The sequence below is a fragment of the Legionella rowbothamii genome (assembly GCF_900639985.1).
Lineage (GTDB): Bacteria > Pseudomonadota > Gammaproteobacteria > Legionellales > Legionellaceae > Legionella > Legionella rowbothamii.
On the sequence record NZ_CAAAIM010000001.1, the window covers coordinates 1,234,436 to 1,251,308 of the forward strand.

The window sequence follows — 16,873 nt, forward strand, 5'->3', positions numbered from 1 at the left end:
GGAAGTAAAAAATACCGTCATTGCGAATGCAGGGAAGTAACAGTGTTAACGAAGCATCGCACGGGATTGCTTCGCCAAGGTCCGCAATGACAACGTTTTCGTTACAATTGAAAGCCTATACCTTTAAGCCAGGGCCCGCTCTGGCACAAATGTAATCGCTTCACGTTCAAAAGAAGACTGAATTGCGGTTAATAATTCATCACGAACCAATGCTAAATCAGTTTTTGACCAATATAACACTTTCAATTCGACGCCCTTATCCAACATTTGCGATAATAAAATTTTCGTGCCTGACTTGGGTGAGATATGACCACATTCATCACAAATATCTCTCAGCAGCATTTTAATATTACTAATATTATGAATGGAATCAATACGTAAAACAATTTCATCTCGTTTTAGCGGGTAGATACTCAAGTTGGTAATTTCCGATTTAATTAAACCCTCATTAGGGATACGAATCAGACGATTGTCACTGGTTTTGATCTTAGTTGATAACCAATCAATTGTTTCAACGGTTCCTTTAATATCTTTAATCGAAATAACATCCCCAACTTTAAAAGGACGTTCAAATAGCAGAAAAACCCCACTAATAAGATTTGATGCGGCAGTTTGGGATGCAAAACTTAGCGCAACGGTAAATAACCCTGCCGTACCTAATAAAATAGTAAGCTTAAACCCCATTTCATGCAGAGCAGAAACCAAAAATAATAAAAATAACCCATAATAAACAACACGACTAGAAAGCATAGCATGATGTTTTGAAAATTTATTCTCAATGAACTTTCCAACTAAAGCACTAATTTTTTTTGCAATAAAATAACCAAAAAAGAGGAGCATTAAAGAAAACGCGATATGCTCCCACTTTAAATGCTTCAAGTATTCCAATGTATTTTCCATAATGTCTCAATGTAAACAATAAAATGCACAATAATACCACAGAATAGGACAATTGTAGGGTAAGCTCTAACCATAGCCATATAGTAAAGATAAAACTACCGTCGCCGAATTCCTTGACCGAGAATTCGGGCCATTTTTTTATGGTTTACACCAACAAACAGGGATTACTCTGATACACATAAATTAAAAAACCGTGAAGAGACTGCTCACGGCTTTTTGCATTTAGCTTGAAGGATTAATAACAGGATTCTTGCAGCCAACAATGGCCATAGCTGTTACATACGCGAACAGTTTGGCACCCGGAGTCATAGTAATAACCTCCCAGGGGAGCACCAATTACTACACCAGGGCCCCACCAACCACCACCACCATAGTAACCATGCCAACCGCCGCCGCCGCCGTGCCAACCGCCGCCACCGCCGTGCCAACCGCCACCACCGCCGTGCCAACCGCCGCCACCGCCGTGCCAGCCGCCGCCACCATGTGCGCTACATGCCGCACTAGCAAATAAGCCTAGAGCAAAAACCGCTGTACGTAGAACTTTACTCATCATATTTCCGCTCATGATAGATTCCCCATTTTTATTTATTCTTTAATTTTAGTATAGCTCAGATTGTATTTAAAAATAACATTATGTACTGCATGAGATAGTATTTTACTGTTTGGTTCTGAGGTATAGATGTGTAATAATGCGGCCGCGTTTTTTCATATTAATCTTGCTTATAAAGAAGGACTTAAGAATGGCTTTTGCTAAGGGAATTAATGTTTCCAAAGATAATACTCTGAATCAGAAACTACCCTTACATCAAATAGATCAGATGTGTAAAAAATTGGGAAAATTACAGCTTGACCTCGAGGCTGCAATTGATTCATTTGCTGATAATAAAAGCGTGCTTTCGCGTGCGGCAGCGTATTGGGGGCAATGGCCACTATGGGTGCAAATCAGTGGAGGCTTATTAGTGGCATTCTCATTCGTAATTTTCAGCATGGCGGTCAGTCTGATTGCTTTGAGCGGCTATACTGCGGTTGCGTTCTTGCTAACGGATCATCATAGCTTACTCCAGAATAATACTCAGAGGTTTAAAACTATTATGCGAAATCTTACGAATTTGCTTGGTAATCTAATTGGTTTAATCACAAACGTCCATGAGCAATTAAAAAATGAAATTGACAGCATACAAGAAAAAAACCAACAGTTGCAACAAAATGTTGGGCATTTAAATAGGCAGACCCAAACCCTAACTGAACAAATAAATGAACTAACCGAAGCAAAAAAAAAATTACAACAGATTATAAATACTCATGAATTAACAATCACCCGCCTAAAAGACGCCAACTCAGAGCAATCCGAATTATTTCAAACCACTCAAAACCAATTAGCGGAAGTCTCTGAGCAATCAGAAAAAACTCAGACCCAACTTTCTGAAAAAATAAATCAATTAGAAAAAATCCGCATTCAACTGGAATCAGAACATGAACAGATGGTTCGTACCGTATCTGCGCTTAAAAACACTGTAATTTCTTTATCAAACCCTGTGCTGCTCAAAGAGGAGCATCAAGACCTACTTAAACAAAAACTACAGGAATTTGTTACTAGTAAAGAAAAAGATCTCTCCCATTTTGCCATTAGTACCTCTCAAATAAATCTGGATCTGGAGAGTACGCAAAAACAATTACACGAATCACTACAACAACAAGCAGAGTTAAGACAAGACTTAGAAAGCTTAATAAAAGAATTTGAGCTATTAATAAGCCTCTATGACGGGCAAGCTCTAAAAACAGCTCACGGTGATCAAAAATCGTTAGAAACCTTAAAAAAGTTTAGCTTTCTTAGGCAACACAGCACTTCTTTATCATCGATCCCCCCTGAGTCCAATGAGAATAACCTTGAGAATAGCTTAAAGTAATTATAAACTTGTATTAAAAATTGCATTTAAAATATAACTTTATTATCATTAGTTTCAACCTAGAAAATTAGTAACTTTCCAATACACGCTCCACAACATGTGTCCTCTATATTGTTGAAGTTACATCAATTGGCAGTAGATTATGACCACGCTGGCCAAAACACATATTGAGACACTCGTAACTCACTTTTATCAAAAAGTACAAGCTGATACCCTCCTTGGACCGGTCTTTAATGAAGTAGCCCAAGTCAATTGGGACGAGCATATTCCTCTACTATGCCAATTTTGGAATAGTGTCATGCTAAAAACCAATGAATATCACGGTAATGCCTACCAAAAGCATGTAGTACTCAAAGAACGCACCCAAATTCAAGAAATACACTTTGTCCGGTGGCTAAATTTATTCCAACAAGAAGCGCTAAATCATCTACCCAAAGAGGCTGCTGAGCAAATAATTCAAAGAGCCAATCAAATCGCCGAATCATTAAAGTTTGGTATGTTAAAAAAGGAGAAGTGATGCAATGATAAAACCACTGACTCGTGATATCTTATTGACTTTAACAGTAAAATTTTTCCTGTTATTCGTGCTGTGGGCTGTCTGTTTCAAAAATGTAGAAAAACCAAATAAAAATACGGAGCAATGGTTATTGGGCAGTACCTATGCCAAAGAACCATCCAAAGCTCCAAAATAGTGTTCTATTTATGCGACTCTGTTCCAGATTCGCTTTTACAAGTGAGGTGAACCATGATACCTGGTACTGACCTGGTAGATCTTTCCCGTCTACAATTTGCTTTAACCGCTCTTTATCATTTTCTATTTGTCCCGCTGACCTTAGGTCTGTCATTAATCCTGGCCATTATGGAAACAGTTTATGTCATGACTGGACGTGAAATATGGCGAAAAATGGTAAAATACTGGGGCATGCTCTTCGGAATTAACTTTGTTCTTGGGGTTGCAACAGGCTTAACGATGGAATTTCAATTCGGGACGAATTGGGCCTATTACTCCCATTATGTCGGCGATGTATTCGGCGCTCCATTAGCCCTGGAAGGAATCATGGCATTCTTTTTGGAGGCAACCTTTGTTGGTTTGTTTTTCTTTGGCTGGGACAGATTAAGTCGAGTACAACATATGTGTTGCACCTGGATGTTGGCCTTAGGAACAAATCTCTCTGCTTTGTGGATTTTAATTGCTAATGGCTGGATGCAAAACCCGGTTGGTGCTGAATTTAACTTCCAAACCATGCGTATGGAGGTTACCGACTTTGCTGCGGTTATATTCAATCCAGTAGCTCAAGCCAAATTCGTTCATACCATTAGTGCCGGCTATGTAACTGGATCTATTTTCGTTTTATCCATCAGCGCCTATTTCTTATTAAGAGGACGAAACCTTGCCTTCGCTAAACGCTCCATGACGGTTGCGACGAGTTTTGGGCTAGCATCTGCCTTAGCTGTCGTAGTCTTAGGTGATGAAAGTGGCCATTTTGATTACGATGTTCAACAAATGAAATTCGCGGCAATAGAAGCGATATGGCATACCGAAAAAGCCCCTGCAGGACTAACCTTATTTGGGCTTCCCAATGAAAAAACAATGACTACCGACTATGCAATCGAAATTCCATATGTATTAGGAATAATTGCCACCCGTAGTTTTAATCAACCCCTAGAAGGCATTACCGAACTCATTGCTCAGGGGAAAGAACGAATCAAAGAAGGAATGCTTGCTTATGAAGCCTTAACCAGACTCCAAAAAGATCCTAATGATATCCAAGCTAAAGCAGACTTTCTAGCGCACAATGCCCATTTAGGTTATGGATTGCTGTTGAAAAAATATACTGAAAATGTAGTGGACGCAAATGAAGAGCAAATTGATAAAGCAGCCCATGATCTAAAGCCGAATGTCATCCCGCTATTCTTTTCATTCCGCATTATGGTTGCCTGTGGGTTCTTCTTTATTTTGCTCTTTGCTGTAGGCTTTTACCTATCTGCAAAACATAAATTACATACCACTCGCTGGTACCATCGTCTCGCATTCTGCGCACTTCCCTTACCTTGGCTTGCTGCAGAATTAGGCTGGGTTGTTGCCGAATATGGACGCCAACCTTGGGTGGTGCAAGGGGTATTACCCACTATGATGGGAACTTCTTCTGTCAGTACCACACAAGTGCTTACCTCAATTTCAGGTTTTGTGCTCTTTTACAGCACGCTCGCGGTTGTTGAAGTGTATTTGATGGTTAAATACATCCGTCTTGGCCCCGATAATATGGCTCACTAGGAGAAGATGATGCCTTTAGATTATGAAACATTACGAGTTATGTGGTGGGTACTGCTTGGAGTATTATTGATTGGTTTTGCAGTATTTGATGGCTTTGATTTAGGGGTAGCGATGTGGCTGCCCTGGCTTTCTAAGACCGACATGGAACGCCGGATTATGATTAACAGCATTGCCCCAACGTGGGAGGGGAATCAAGTTTGGTTTATTCTCGGTGGTGGTGCTATTTTCGCGGCTTGGCCAGCCTTGTATGCTCTCTCATTCTCAGGGTTTTATTTGGCCATGTTTTTGATCTTACTGGCATTGATTTTACGTCCAGTAGGATTTAAATATCGCTCTAAAGTGAATAATCCGCTATGGCGTACGGTTTGGGACTACGCTTTATTTATTGGTGGCTTTGTCCCCGCACTTATTTTTGGGGTAGCTATAGGTAATGTATTACAAGGTGTACCCTTCCATTTTGATGTGCAATTACGTCCATTTTATACCGGCACTTTTTGGGCTTTGCTTAACCCTTTTGCCTTAGTTTGTGGTCTTCTCTCAGTGTTCATGTTGGCCATGCATGGGGCTTTTTTCCTTAACGCCAAAACAGAAGGCCATATACAACGCCGCGCTGTACGAGCAGGAAAAATTTGCGCCCTACTATCAATCATTATTTTCATTGCAGCAGGATTTTGGCTGCATTATGGTATTGATGGCTATGCATTAACTGCTGTTGTACCGCATGATGGTCCATCCAATCCACTTTATAAAACAGTCAGTCTACAAGCGGATGCCTGGTTTAATAATTATCGGAATGCGCCAATCACTATAATCGTTCCTGCCGTGGGAATTTTAGCTGCACTTTGTGCTTTGCTCACCACACGTTGGGCAAAACTTGCCTTTGTGTGCAGCGCACTGTCAGTGATTGGAATTATTGCCACCGTAGGTGTGAGCATGTTTCCATTCATACTTCCCTCCTCTACGAACCCTGAACAAAGTCTAATCGTTTGGGATAGCTCCTCAAGCCAATTAACCCTATTTATTATGTTGGTCGGAGTAGTCATCTTCCTACCGATTGTTTTAGCGTATACCGCTTGGGTTTATCGTGTTTTGCGTGGGAAAGTAACTGAAGAAACGATTACTAAAAATCAAGAAACGGCCTATTAGGAGGTTATTTTATGTGGTATTTTTCCTGGATTTTAGGCACAGGCCTGGCCTGTGCTTTTGCAATATTAAATGCAATGTGGGTTGAGCTACGTGATAGCGATGAGCGGCCGGAAGAGGTATAACCTGGCTGATGTATAGGCTGGGCCGTAAAGCCCAGCCTATCTAATAATTACAATCCCACCCATCGTATAAACTGATTCGAAGCATTTAAATTAATTGTTGGCCTCCCTTCAAAGGAAATCGTAAAACTAGTTCCCTGAGTTCCATTTGCTTTTACTTCTTTGATCCTACCTAAATTAACCACCTGCATTTGCGTTTCAAAATACCCACCGCGAACCTCTTTCATAGTGGGGATCACAAAGTAGATTGAACTTAAATCAGCAGCATGGTTATTCGCTAAATAATTCAACTCTGACGTACTTAAGGCAATATATTCCGCATTGTTGATTTGTCGTCTTAACATACGCTTTAATGGCGCAGTAGTGTGAAATATACGTTGATAAGCATCTGCTGAAATCACCGCCACTGGGTTAGTTTCAGTAGCTTTACCTCGATAGCCACTGCTAACAAATAGAATCGCCTCACGCTGATCGTCGGGAGCAGTAGCAGGAATGCTCAAAGTCGTCGGATTAGCAAGGTGGGAGGCCACATCCTTATCACAATTTAAAAATCTTGATTTGCTAAACCAGTTATCGCTGGGATAATAAATTACCAATAAAGATTTATCTTTAATCGTATTAATAATGGCTTTAGAATTCTCTAAGGGTAAAGCAGGACATCCCCAGCTACGGCCCGGACGCCCATATTTCTTAATGAAGCTCTCTTGAACATACCAGCCTGAGTGCATCACCACAGAACGATTTGATGCATTGTCATTAAAACTACGATCTAAACCATCCAGGCGCAATGAAAGCCCATCGCGTCCATAATAGGACTGTAACGTTTGATAAACCCCGATGCTACTGGCTTTGCTATTGTATTGATTGGAAAAATAATTGGAAATTAAGGCACCTGATTTAATGCCATGAGACACATAAGTGTGAAACAATAATTTCTTTTCCCTTAAATCAAAAACCCACAAACGCTTTTCATTTGATGGCATTGAATAATCAATAATCGTGAGGATATTGTTATGATCCACATTATATTCATTTGCGCATTTTAAGGTCATTAATACTTTATTAATAACTTGTTGATTTAAATGAGGTGCTTCATTATGAAGCATGAGATTCATCTCATTAATGGCTTGAGCACTCGAGTGCCCCGCCGAGACAATAGGGACTAATCCATTAATAAAGCGAATATCATCATTCACCTTTTTTTGCTGCTGCTCAATAAATTGCACGGGAAAGGGTGGTAAATAGGATGACACTGCTAAAGCCAATAGCAGAAAAGCGCTCATGACATGTCCTTTTTTATTATTATTAAGTCCTGTACTGTTTAATATAGCTCAAATTTAGCTAGGTGATAGTGAGAAGATTTGGAGGGAATTTATAAATTGTAGGTTGGGCCCATGGCCCAATAGGTAGAATTCAATGCAAGGTCTAGGACTTATATTTTATCTATGACTAGGGCTAGGAACCATTTCAGATTGTTCATAAGAACCAGATAAAAGGGTACCCACTATATTGGTACTATGTAATACCACATCAGCGGCCTCAGCCACGCCAAACACGCCTTGGCTCGTTGCATCAGCATAAATGGCACCTAATCTGGCACAATTTGCTCCAGACGCCGCTAAACGTCCCCAGAAATTATCTTTATTTCTAAATGCAATTATTGTTAAACCATGAATTGCAAGATCAAAACCAAAACGGAATGAAGTACTGGGATCTACTATCATTTGTACTGCGGCTAAAGTTAAAGCACCGGCATTTAAAATTTGCATTGTTTGATCAAAACTACTTTCTTGACTAAAAAAAGTAAACATACGAGGTTTCCTTATCATGATTTAAATTGGGCAAACCTTAACCAAAAAGAAAAAATAACACAAGTCCTTTTTTTTAGCCAATTAGAAATTAAGCAGTTCACACGACACGTCGTCAATGCATTCTTTAACATCCAAAGCAGGCGTTAGTGGCTGAGGATTAGTAGCAAATAAACGGTCCAAACTCTTAACCAATAAACGAATAGAACGCTCTCCAGTTGGACGATTACGAGGCTCAATACGCTCCTCTCTCTCCATCTCCATTTTAAACTGCTCTCTTAATTGCCTTTTGATACTCGCATCAACATTCTCATTCTGATCAATTTTTTTAAGAGAACTATCAATCATTTCTTGATATTTGGCATTTAAATCATCAAGCTTAGTTTTGCATTGAGTGACGGTATCCAGCATTCGTGCGGCATCGGTTTTAAATAGCCAGCAAATTTGCGCGAAAAAGTTAGAAAGTTTAACCCAAAAACTATTATGTATCTGGATAAAATGTCCCAGAGTCTCCGCATTAGCTTGGTATTTATGAAGAAAATCTTGATTTTTTTTCATTGAATGCAATAGAGCTTGATAAGTGTGCACTGCACGTGCTGCGAGCGTCACTGTTTGCTGGAGCTGCAGAAGCCCTTCATCGGATTCACTTAAAATTTGACGTTTTAAATCATTATCCTGCAGAAATAGCTGATTGTTAATACGGGTAATTTCTTCTTGCTGAGATTGAAGTGTGCCGTTAAGCTCATCAAGAGTATCGATTAGCGATTGCTTGAGCACCCCCTTACATTCACTATCCCAAGTAGATGGCATCCATGTTAATGCGGCATCCTGTATTTTTTGTGGTGTAACATAGCGATAACCATGCGTTACCGGCACCGCAAGCCAACTCAGGCCATAGGACATTTGCTGTGTTAGATTTTTTTTCTCATTGATGATGGTTAAGTGCTTTACCATCGTCTCAAAAGCGTTTTTCTTCTGCTGTGGCAAGGTTGTTAGCAAGATTTGATAGGCCGCTGCGTTATTAGCTACCAGATCTAAAAAATACATACGGCCAGAAACACGACTCTCATTTTCGACTACCACGTCAAGAAATGCTTTCAGTGATTTAATCCTTAATCCAAGTTCATGGTTACTGCTTCGTAAAGACAATAAACTCAAAAGACCTGCAGAAGTCTGCGCCATAGTTTCTTCAACTAGCACTAGCCTCTTTTGAGTTGTAAATTCATCGTTGTTTCTGAGCTGCTCATCAGGAGGTTGTTCGGTGAGCAATGAGAGGCAACGTTGATTAAAATAGGATTGGGCAAACCCAACCACATTAAGCTCATCAGCCTCCTCTGTCTTTGGTATAAGAATCAAGGCCTTTGCTTCTGCTTTTTGCAATAAGGTGGCAATACTTTCTCGTATTTCGGCTATGGGAATAACCCAAGATACCGCTTTTAAAGTCCAGGAACTCAAAGATTGCAGTGTCGGCTCGCCCAAATTAAGAATAAGAAAGAGGGTAAAAAGTAAATTTGTCGCCAATGCTTTATCTGTAAATAAGGAGTTATCTAAATCCAATATATTATTTACTATCTGCAGTAATTTCCTTACATCCGCTGTTGAGGGTATCTTGGTATTAAAAAGCTTCCCGGTAATTTCACTTAAATCCTGTAAGGCATTACGCAAGTGCTCATTTCCAGCAGACTGCAGTTGCTCTAAAGCTTCATCGACAGTCAATTTAGCAAATAATACAGCGCCTCGCTCCCGAGCATTAAAAATATCCAAACGAATAAATAACTCTGAATTGAAACTATCCGTGAACGCCTCTTTAATCATCCCTAAATTAGTGACTGACTGGATATAATTATGCATTAATAAGGCAGTGTGTAATTTTGCTTGCCCAGATTCGGTGTTTGCTCTATCCCCTAGCCACTGTATGCCACGCTCTTCTTTGCTTTGCATAGCCCCTCATATTCCTGCCTACTTAAAATTTTATTCTACCTGAACAAAGACCAAAACAAAAGCCAAGTGTCCTAAATTGATCCAGGAAAGCACATGGAAATCAACTATTATTAATATGAGGTCTCTAAGGAAAACAAATAATGGCTGCGAAAAAAGAAATCTATATTTTTACCCTAATAGGACTAGTCCTGGGATTTGTATTGGATTATGCGTATCGTCTGCAGGAGTCAGCGTGGGGTAGTGCATCAATGGCTAATGGATACTCGATTTTATTTTCATGCATCTACATTATTACCTTCTCAACTATTTTCGCGCTGCTCTACACATTGGCTTATAATGAAACGCACCGCCTGCGCCTACTCGCCACTAGTTTCCTTGGTGCGTTAATTCTATCCTTCTGTTTCCTAGGCAAAACAGGATATGACTTGACCGAGCATCTACTTATATTTACCTGGGCATTCCCGGTATATGTTTATATTGGCCTTTCGTTTCATTATGCCATTCATCATAATAATACTTGGAAAATAACTTATCCTACATTATTTGCTGCAGTATGGAATATGTTCATTCTCTTATGTGTCGCCGGACTATTTGCCAGCCTAGCTAATTTACTTGTTTTGCTGGCGGCCCTTCTTTTTTCCACATTAGGTTATGAATATCTATGGAATTTATATTCCACTAACATCCATTTTTCTTTAATTTTAAACTCCACCTTATTCTTTATTGGCTTAGGGGTTGGGCAACAAAATATAAATATTATATACAGTCTACGGCTCTTATTATTACGTATGATGTATTACCTCTTACCCTTCTTCGCATTAACAAGTATTGTCTATTTTATTCTCTATCAAATAGGCCCTGCTGCTGCCCACAATTTGCCCGATTATATTAACCCATTACCTATTCTCATCGCGCTCGTTTTTATAGGCATTTTATTTTTTAATGCCTACTACCAAGATGGGGATGTAGAAAAAGAAACCGCTGCACCATTATGGTTAAAATGGCTACTCAAAATATACCGCGTAATTTTATTGTTCTTAATTCTAATGATGCTGCTGCAAATTTATCGCAAGAATGTTTATATGGATATCAATGGAATTATTTGCTTGCTAGCAGTCTTTTTCTATGGGCTGCTTTATGCACTCAGTGCTTGTGTTGCTGCCGAGCGAGAAAGGGCCTGGATTCAGTCAGGAAATATTGCCATCGCTTTATTTTTTATGGCCTCTCTCTTTATCTTAAATCTTCCCTACATCCCTCTTGCATTTGATGTGGGAAAAAAACCGGTATATACCGCACCAATATTCAATTTATCTGAGCCACAGAAAAAATAATGATTCGTTAAAAGGAGAGAACAATGGAGAGCCAAGGAAGTAGCCGTGGGGATTTTCGCACAATCTATCAAGGAAAATCTGTAGATGATCTCATTATTGAATACATGGAAGAAAATGCGATTCCTGGGATGTCCCTTGCCATTGTACAGGCTCCATATATTACGCGTGTCGTAGGCTACGGATTAGCGGATACTCAATCTAGGCGCCTGGTTTCAACCCGTACGCTATTTAATATAGGACAAATAACCACTGCATTTACGGCCGTAGCGATTATGCAGCTTGAAGAAGACGGGAAATTAAACCTTGATGATTCCATAATAAGCTATCTACCCTCATCAGCACCGAAATCATGGGAAAAAACAAATATTCGCCATTTGATAACACAGAGTTCCGGGATACCTGATTATACAACTTGTGGAGGCTTTTCTTACCACCATCAATATTCTACTGTAGAGATTATTAATTTTATCAAAGACGAGGCTTTATTATTTCCATCAGGAACAGAAAGTCAAATTAGTGCCTCTAATTTTTATCTGCTCGGGCTTATTGTAGAACAAGCTAGTGGCATGAGTTATGAAGCTTATGTGACTAAAAATCAAATTGAACCTATGGGATTACAACGCACCTTTTTTATCAATACTTTATCATCCCTAGAAAATGAAACAGGTAACGGCACCAACCCATTTAAGCACAGCGAGTTTTTAAAAAAAACCGTTTTCGTTGATCCTACAGAACATGCTGTTGGGCATTCCGCGAACACTACAACTGTACCTGAAATAAGCTGGACATCCACTTTTGCCAATAGCGGGATCCTCGCGTCTGCTGAAGACATTAGCATATGGGATATTGGCCTGGCAGGGGGCATTCTCATTAAAAATGCCGAAAATAGAGCCTTCTTATATCAAAACCCTATGCTGGATAATCAACAAAAAATTTCTGGAAATGCGGGTTGGTCGTTTCCCGGCCATCCAGGACTGATGCAGATTAAAGGAAATATCCCCGGATTTTCCGCTTTTTTAAGTCGCTTTACCGCGGCAAATGAATTAGTTTGTGTGACGCTCTTAGCCAATAAAGAAAACATTGCTGATCTCGATATTTTAGCCCGTAAAATTGCAGCCGCCTTTGATATTAAATTAGCCGCAATGGACGGTGGTTTAAAGGCAGAAACACTCCAAAGCCCCTATTCAGTACAACAGACTATTGAGCGCCTAAGTTCGATAGTAACTAAGCAAGGGGGTAAAATTTTTGCTCATATCGATCACGGTGCTGAGGCAAATAAAGTCAATCAATCCTTATTGCCTACTGAAGTTCTCATTATAGGAAACCCTGCTAAAGGCACCCCATTAATGCATGAGAACCCAGCAATCGCGCTAGACTTACCTTTAAGAATAATGGTTACCGAAGACCAAAATGGCGAAGTTTGGCTGAACTTTACTGATCCAATAAAATTAAAAGAGGACTATCACCTGAATGGCAATGAAGCCAAGCAAATAGCCACCGCCTTACGTAACCTATGTGAAAAAGCGGTTTCCATTCAAAGTAAATTTTAAGCAATTATTGCGTGCTTAATAGAAATCTCCGACAATGAGATTTCTATTATTAGCCATAACTAAGGAATGAATAATGGCAAATTTTCTCTGCATTGCACAATTTATCTCCCAACCTGGTAAGGAAGAAGAGCTCTATCAAGCCCTATTAACCTTGCTGGAGCCGACTCGAGCGGAGCCAGGATGCATCAGCTATAATCTGCATCAAAATGTGGAAAATTCAAGTATCTTTACGATGACTGAATGCTTTGAATCTAAGGAAGCATTCGATTTCCATTCCACCCAACCGTATCTGCAGCATTTTAGAGAAAGAGCAAAAAACGCGATTGAATCGGTAACCTTAACGCTTGGTACAAAACTATAAGCTTGCTTGCAATTAATAGTTTCTGCTGAAGTAGTAATTGACCAAGCTCTGTATTATGTGGCGTATAGAAGACTAAATTACCGTGGCCAAGCTGCGGTAATTCGTGAAGAGTATTGGTAAAATAACTTGGGTCTGTGGCATTAATTGCTTGCAACTAGGTCTCTCTACTCTCTATATTTTACGAATGCTAATATCACTGTTACTATAAAGCATCAAGGAGTGTTTTATTTCAGGAGAACTATTATGCATCGTCTTGTTTATTGTTTTCTGTTCATGTTTTTCTGCTGCATCGCGGAAGCGACGCAAACTCTAGAACAACAACGGCTTGAAAATATGAAAACCTATGTCGCTCTTTTAGGAAAGGGGGATTATGATGGCATTACCAAGCTATTTACTGAAGACGGGACTGTAATCTCTTCTTCGGGTATTGCAGAAACCTCATCCAAGTTCTATAAAAAGCTGTTTACTGACACCATAAACCATCCATCAGCCGAATTGCCGCAATTATTTTCGTCACGAAATAATTCGGAAGTACTTATTGCCTCTTTTTATTTTAATTGGCAGAACAAAAAGCAACAGCCAGTCGGCGCTCATTTTATTGATTTATTTTATTTTGCCAAAGATAGTGCCAAATTTAACAAAGTGATGGTCTTTAGTAATACCTTTAAATCAGATGTGATGAAACAATTAGAGTCAGTGTAAAGAAGAAATCTGGAGCCCATATTGGCGAAAGCCTAATACGGGCGCGACACCTAATTCAAGCATATCCTGGATTGCGCTATACTCCATCCAAGCTACAACACAACCCCCTGCCATAGGAATAAATACAAACCTTTTTTTTCCAAAAATTAATTGATACACTCTAGCGAAAATAGTCCTCTGTCGGATATAAAATTGACTCTCGATGCAAATAAAGCTCTTGATGCGCACATGGATGCGTTTTTAACCAAGGAAAAAGTGGTTGTCATTATTCCGACATACAACGAAGCCTCGGTCATTGAAACCACCATAGAGCAAGTCTTTACTGCAACCAGCTCTATTTCTAATTATGAGGTGCATATATTAATTTTTGATAGCGCCTCTACTGATAACACCCAGCTCATCGTTCAGTCATTAAAAGCTCGCTACTCAAGCTTACATTTATGTTCCGAATCAGCGAAATCGGGGTTAGGCTCTGCTTATCTGCAAGCCATGAACTATGCACTCAATGAAATGAATGCAGATATTGTCTTTGAATTTGATGCCGATTTATCTCACCAGCCTAAATATATTGCCCCAATTTTAGAACAACTAGAACACTGCGATTGTGTGGTAGGCAGTCGATATGTCCCGGGTGGTAGTATTCCTAAAGACTGGGCTTTTCACCGTAAGTTATTTTCCGTTTTAGGTAACTACATTGCCAGAGCCATACTTACCCCTAAATATAAAGATTTTACTAGTGGCTTTCGTGCGACGCGACGCCAGCACCTGTTAAAAATTCTTCCGCAGCGATTTTTAACAAATCATTATGCTTACAAATTACAATTATTATGGTTACTCCACAAAAATAAAGCGCGAATTCGCGAGTTTCCTATTGAGTTTATTGATCGGGATTTAGGAGACAGTAAACTACCCAAAAATAGCATTTCTGACTCCTTACGCGTTGTCTTTACCCTTCGCTATTACGAACTCAGACGCTATTTAAAAATGTGCTTGGTGGGCTCTATGGGCATGGTTGTACAATTTGGGGTTTATAACCTGTTGCGTAACTACTTACACCTTTCACCATTTAGTGCCTCGCAGCTTGCCGTATTTGCTGCCATCGTTAATAACTTTATTTTGAATAATAAAATTACTTTTCGCACGCACTACTCCGTTTCGCGCGCACTAAAAGTACAACGATTAGCTCTCTTTTCGATTTATTCGATTAGTATTATTTACTTACAAAGCTATTGGCTACGCCTGGGCGTCCTTTGTTTTGGAGATGGAGCACTGCAAGAAAATATAATTATGGGGGTTGGTATTGGTTTAATGTCCCTTTTAAATTATTTCACGTACTCTCGCCATATATGGGGAGAAAAGCTTGCTCTCAATAATTAAAGGCGACTGCTAATTCTATGACCTATGCACGTGGTACCTATCTTCTTCTTGCGCTCTACTTCGTGGTGCTATTAGGACTTGCTCCTATCAATTTATTATCATTTGATACCTACTATTATTGGGAATGGAGCCGTCATCTCGCCTTGTCTTATTACGACGGCTCCCCGATGATCGCCTATCTTATCAAACTAGCCACGTTGATTTTTGGCCATACTCTCTTTGCATTGAGCCTCATAGGCATAGTAACTACAGCACTAACCAGTTGGATTATCTATAAAACAGCACGTTTTTTCTTATCGAAGGAAGCCAGTTACATTGCCACACTATCCTGGCTATTTTCCCCCCTGGTCACCCTAGATATATTAAAACAAACAACCTATGACACCCCACTAACCTTATTTTGGGCCCTTACCCTTTATTGCACCGTAAAATTCTTAAAAACAAATGAGAATAAAGAGCTTTATCTTATTGGAGCTAGCGCAGGCTTAATGATGCTTTCAAAATATTCAGGCATCGTCTTAATTCTCGCCCTACTCATTTTCTTGATTTCCACCCCATATCGTTCGATTTTTAAAAACAAACACTTTTATTTGGCTTTATTGCTCTCCATCGCTATTTTTAGCCCCGTTCTGATTTGGAATTATCAAAACCAATGGCTCTCGTTCATTTATCAACTGAGCACTCATCAACTTAATACAGAAATTAATCCCTTCGTTAATGCAGGCAAAACCTTCGTCACACAATTTCTTCCCTGTTTAAATGTGATGCTTCTCGCTCCATTTTTGTGGAGCACAAGAAAATTGAATGCGAAGAAAGAGTTAATCGTAAAATTATGCCGGATCGTGAGTATTACCTTTCTTTGCTTTTATTTATACACAGCAAGTAAAGCAGAAATTCGAGAATATTGGCTAGCCCCTTATCTAATCAGCAGCGCCTTATTGCTAGGATATTGTTTTGAGATCTTTTCCTATCGTAAATTAGCCAGCCTGTTAGTTGGAGTCTATGCACTAATAAGCTTTTTTATCATCATCGATAATACGCATACTTATCCTATCGTTAAAGCGAAAAAACTGATCCCATATCATTTAATCAAGCAATTTAATGAAGATTATCCTCAACTGACCAGCCCAGTTTTTACTTCGGGCTGGTTTGCTGCCCGCATGCTATTTTTCCTTAATAATAACCCTGCGGTTTATACTTTAGGTTGTGATACACAACAAAATCAATATGCGGAATGGAGTACCGCGATTAATAAGCAAATTAGCGACAAAACGTTAAAAGAGGCACTGTATATTGATATTTATGATCGTAGTGCCTGTTTAGCCCAACATTTTGCCCACTGCCAAAGAATACCGACACGTACCTATGCCTTCAAACATAAAGAGCATGGACTGTATGTTTATCGCTGTATTAATCCTTAAGCAGGATAAGCAAGCCCCCATACTTATTTCCTTTT

General features: G+C 39.5%; 17 protein-coding genes. 12 read left to right on the forward strand and 5 right to left on the reverse strand.

What is annotated here, in order from left to right:
- Positions 1 to 123: 123 nt before the first annotated feature.
- Both E1P08_RS05240 and E1P08_RS05245 read right to left on the reverse strand, forming a co-directional pair.
- Complete coding sequence (locus tag E1P08_RS05240) at positions 124 to 900, reverse strand: mechanosensitive ion channel family protein (RefSeq protein ID WP_133135931.1); 777 nt, start codon at positions 898 to 900, stop codon at positions 124 to 126.
- Positions 901 to 1,135: 235 nt separating this feature from the next.
- Entirely contained in the window at positions 1,136 to 1,465 is a 330-nt protein-coding gene (locus tag E1P08_RS05245; protein WP_133135932.1) for a hypothetical protein, read from the reverse strand.
- Positions 1,466 to 1,640: 175 nt separating this feature from the next.
- Between E1P08_RS05245 and E1P08_RS05250 the strand changes: the two genes are divergently transcribed.
- From E1P08_RS05250 to cydX, 6 genes are all read left to right on the forward strand, one after another.
- Entirely contained in the window at positions 1,641 to 2,807 is a 1,167-nt protein-coding gene (locus E1P08_RS05250; RefSeq protein WP_133135933.1) for a hypothetical protein, read from the forward strand.
- 142 nt (positions 2,808 to 2,949) lie between these two features.
- Entirely contained in the window at positions 2,950 to 3,324 is a 375-nt protein-coding gene (locus E1P08_RS05255; protein ID WP_133135934.1) for a group III truncated hemoglobin, read from the forward strand.
- Positions 3,325 to 3,328: 4 nt separating this feature from the next.
- Positions 3,329 to 3,499 carry a cytochrome oxidase putative small subunit CydP gene (gene cydP, locus E1P08_RS17130; protein ID WP_165485090.1) on the forward strand — a complete coding sequence of 57 codons (171 nt, stop codon included), beginning with the start codon at positions 3,329 to 3,331 and terminating at the stop codon, positions 3,497 to 3,499.
- Between the two features lie 53 nt (positions 3,500 to 3,552).
- On the forward strand, positions 3,553 to 5,082 hold the full coding sequence (locus tag E1P08_RS05260; RefSeq protein WP_133135935.1) for a cytochrome ubiquinol oxidase subunit I: 1,530 nt from the start codon (positions 3,553 to 3,555) through the stop codon (positions 5,080 to 5,082).
- A gap of 9 nt (positions 5,083 to 5,091) precedes the next feature.
- Positions 5,092 to 6,228: a cytochrome d ubiquinol oxidase subunit II gene (gene cydB, locus E1P08_RS05265; RefSeq protein ID WP_133136008.1), complete on the forward strand. Its 1,137-nt coding sequence runs from the start codon at positions 5,092 to 5,094 to the stop codon at positions 6,226 to 6,228.
- Between the two features lie 11 nt (positions 6,229 to 6,239).
- Positions 6,240 to 6,350, forward strand: coding sequence for a cytochrome bd-I oxidase subunit CydX (gene cydX, locus E1P08_RS05270; protein ID WP_133135936.1), 111 nt, complete (start codon positions 6,240 to 6,242; stop codon positions 6,348 to 6,350).
- A 47-nt stretch (positions 6,351 to 6,397) separates the two neighbouring features.
- On the opposite strand, the gene E1P08_RS05275 is transcribed toward cydX, so the two are convergent.
- The 3 genes from E1P08_RS05275 to E1P08_RS05285 all read right to left on the reverse strand — a co-directional run bounded on the left by E1P08_RS05275 (position 6,398) and on the right by E1P08_RS05285 (position 10,096).
- Positions 6,398 to 7,630, reverse strand: coding sequence for a murein L,D-transpeptidase catalytic domain family protein (locus tag E1P08_RS05275; RefSeq protein ID WP_133135937.1), 1,233 nt, complete (start codon positions 7,628 to 7,630; stop codon positions 6,398 to 6,400).
- 156 nt (positions 7,631 to 7,786) lie between these two features.
- Entirely contained in the window at positions 7,787 to 8,158 is a 372-nt protein-coding gene (locus E1P08_RS05280) for a hypothetical protein (RefSeq protein WP_133135938.1), read from the reverse strand.
- 81 nt (positions 8,159 to 8,239) lie between these two features.
- Positions 8,240 to 10,096 (reverse strand): hypothetical protein, encoded by a 1,857-nt coding sequence (locus E1P08_RS05285; protein WP_133135939.1) that lies wholly within the window; start codon positions 10,094 to 10,096, stop codon positions 8,240 to 8,242.
- 140 nt (positions 10,097 to 10,236) lie between these two features.
- Between E1P08_RS05285 and E1P08_RS05290 the strand changes: the two genes are divergently transcribed.
- The 6 genes from E1P08_RS05290 (at position 10,237) to E1P08_RS05315 (ending at position 16,838) form a co-directional block, all read left to right on the forward strand.
- Positions 10,237 to 11,427, forward strand: a complete 1,191-nt coding sequence (locus tag E1P08_RS05290; RefSeq protein WP_133135940.1) for a hypothetical protein — start codon at positions 10,237 to 10,239, stop codon at positions 11,425 to 11,427.
- A gap of 23 nt (positions 11,428 to 11,450) precedes the next feature.
- Positions 11,451 to 12,977 carry a serine hydrolase gene (locus E1P08_RS05295; RefSeq protein WP_133135941.1) on the forward strand — a complete coding sequence of 509 codons (1,527 nt, stop codon included), beginning with the start codon at positions 11,451 to 11,453 and terminating at the stop codon, positions 12,975 to 12,977.
- Positions 12,978 to 13,050: 73 nt separating this feature from the next.
- Positions 13,051 to 13,338 (forward strand): putative quinol monooxygenase, encoded by a 288-nt coding sequence (locus tag E1P08_RS05300; RefSeq protein ID WP_133135942.1) that lies wholly within the window; start codon positions 13,051 to 13,053, stop codon positions 13,336 to 13,338.
- Positions 13,339 to 13,581: 243 nt separating this feature from the next.
- Entirely contained in the window at positions 13,582 to 14,040 is a 459-nt protein-coding gene (locus E1P08_RS05305) for a hypothetical protein (RefSeq protein WP_133135943.1), read from the forward strand.
- Between the two features lie 192 nt (positions 14,041 to 14,232).
- The gene (locus tag E1P08_RS05310) at positions 14,233 to 15,417 is read left to right on the forward strand and encodes a glycosyltransferase family 2 protein (RefSeq protein ID WP_423202193.1); all 1,185 of its coding nucleotides are present in this window, start codon (positions 14,233 to 14,235) and stop codon (positions 15,415 to 15,417) included.
- Between the two features lie 17 nt (positions 15,418 to 15,434).
- A complete protein-coding gene (locus tag E1P08_RS05315) occupies positions 15,435 to 16,838 on the forward strand; it encodes a glycosyltransferase family 39 protein (protein ID WP_133135944.1) in 1,404 nt (467 codons plus the stop codon).
- Positions 16,839 to 16,873: the final 35 nt, after the last annotated feature.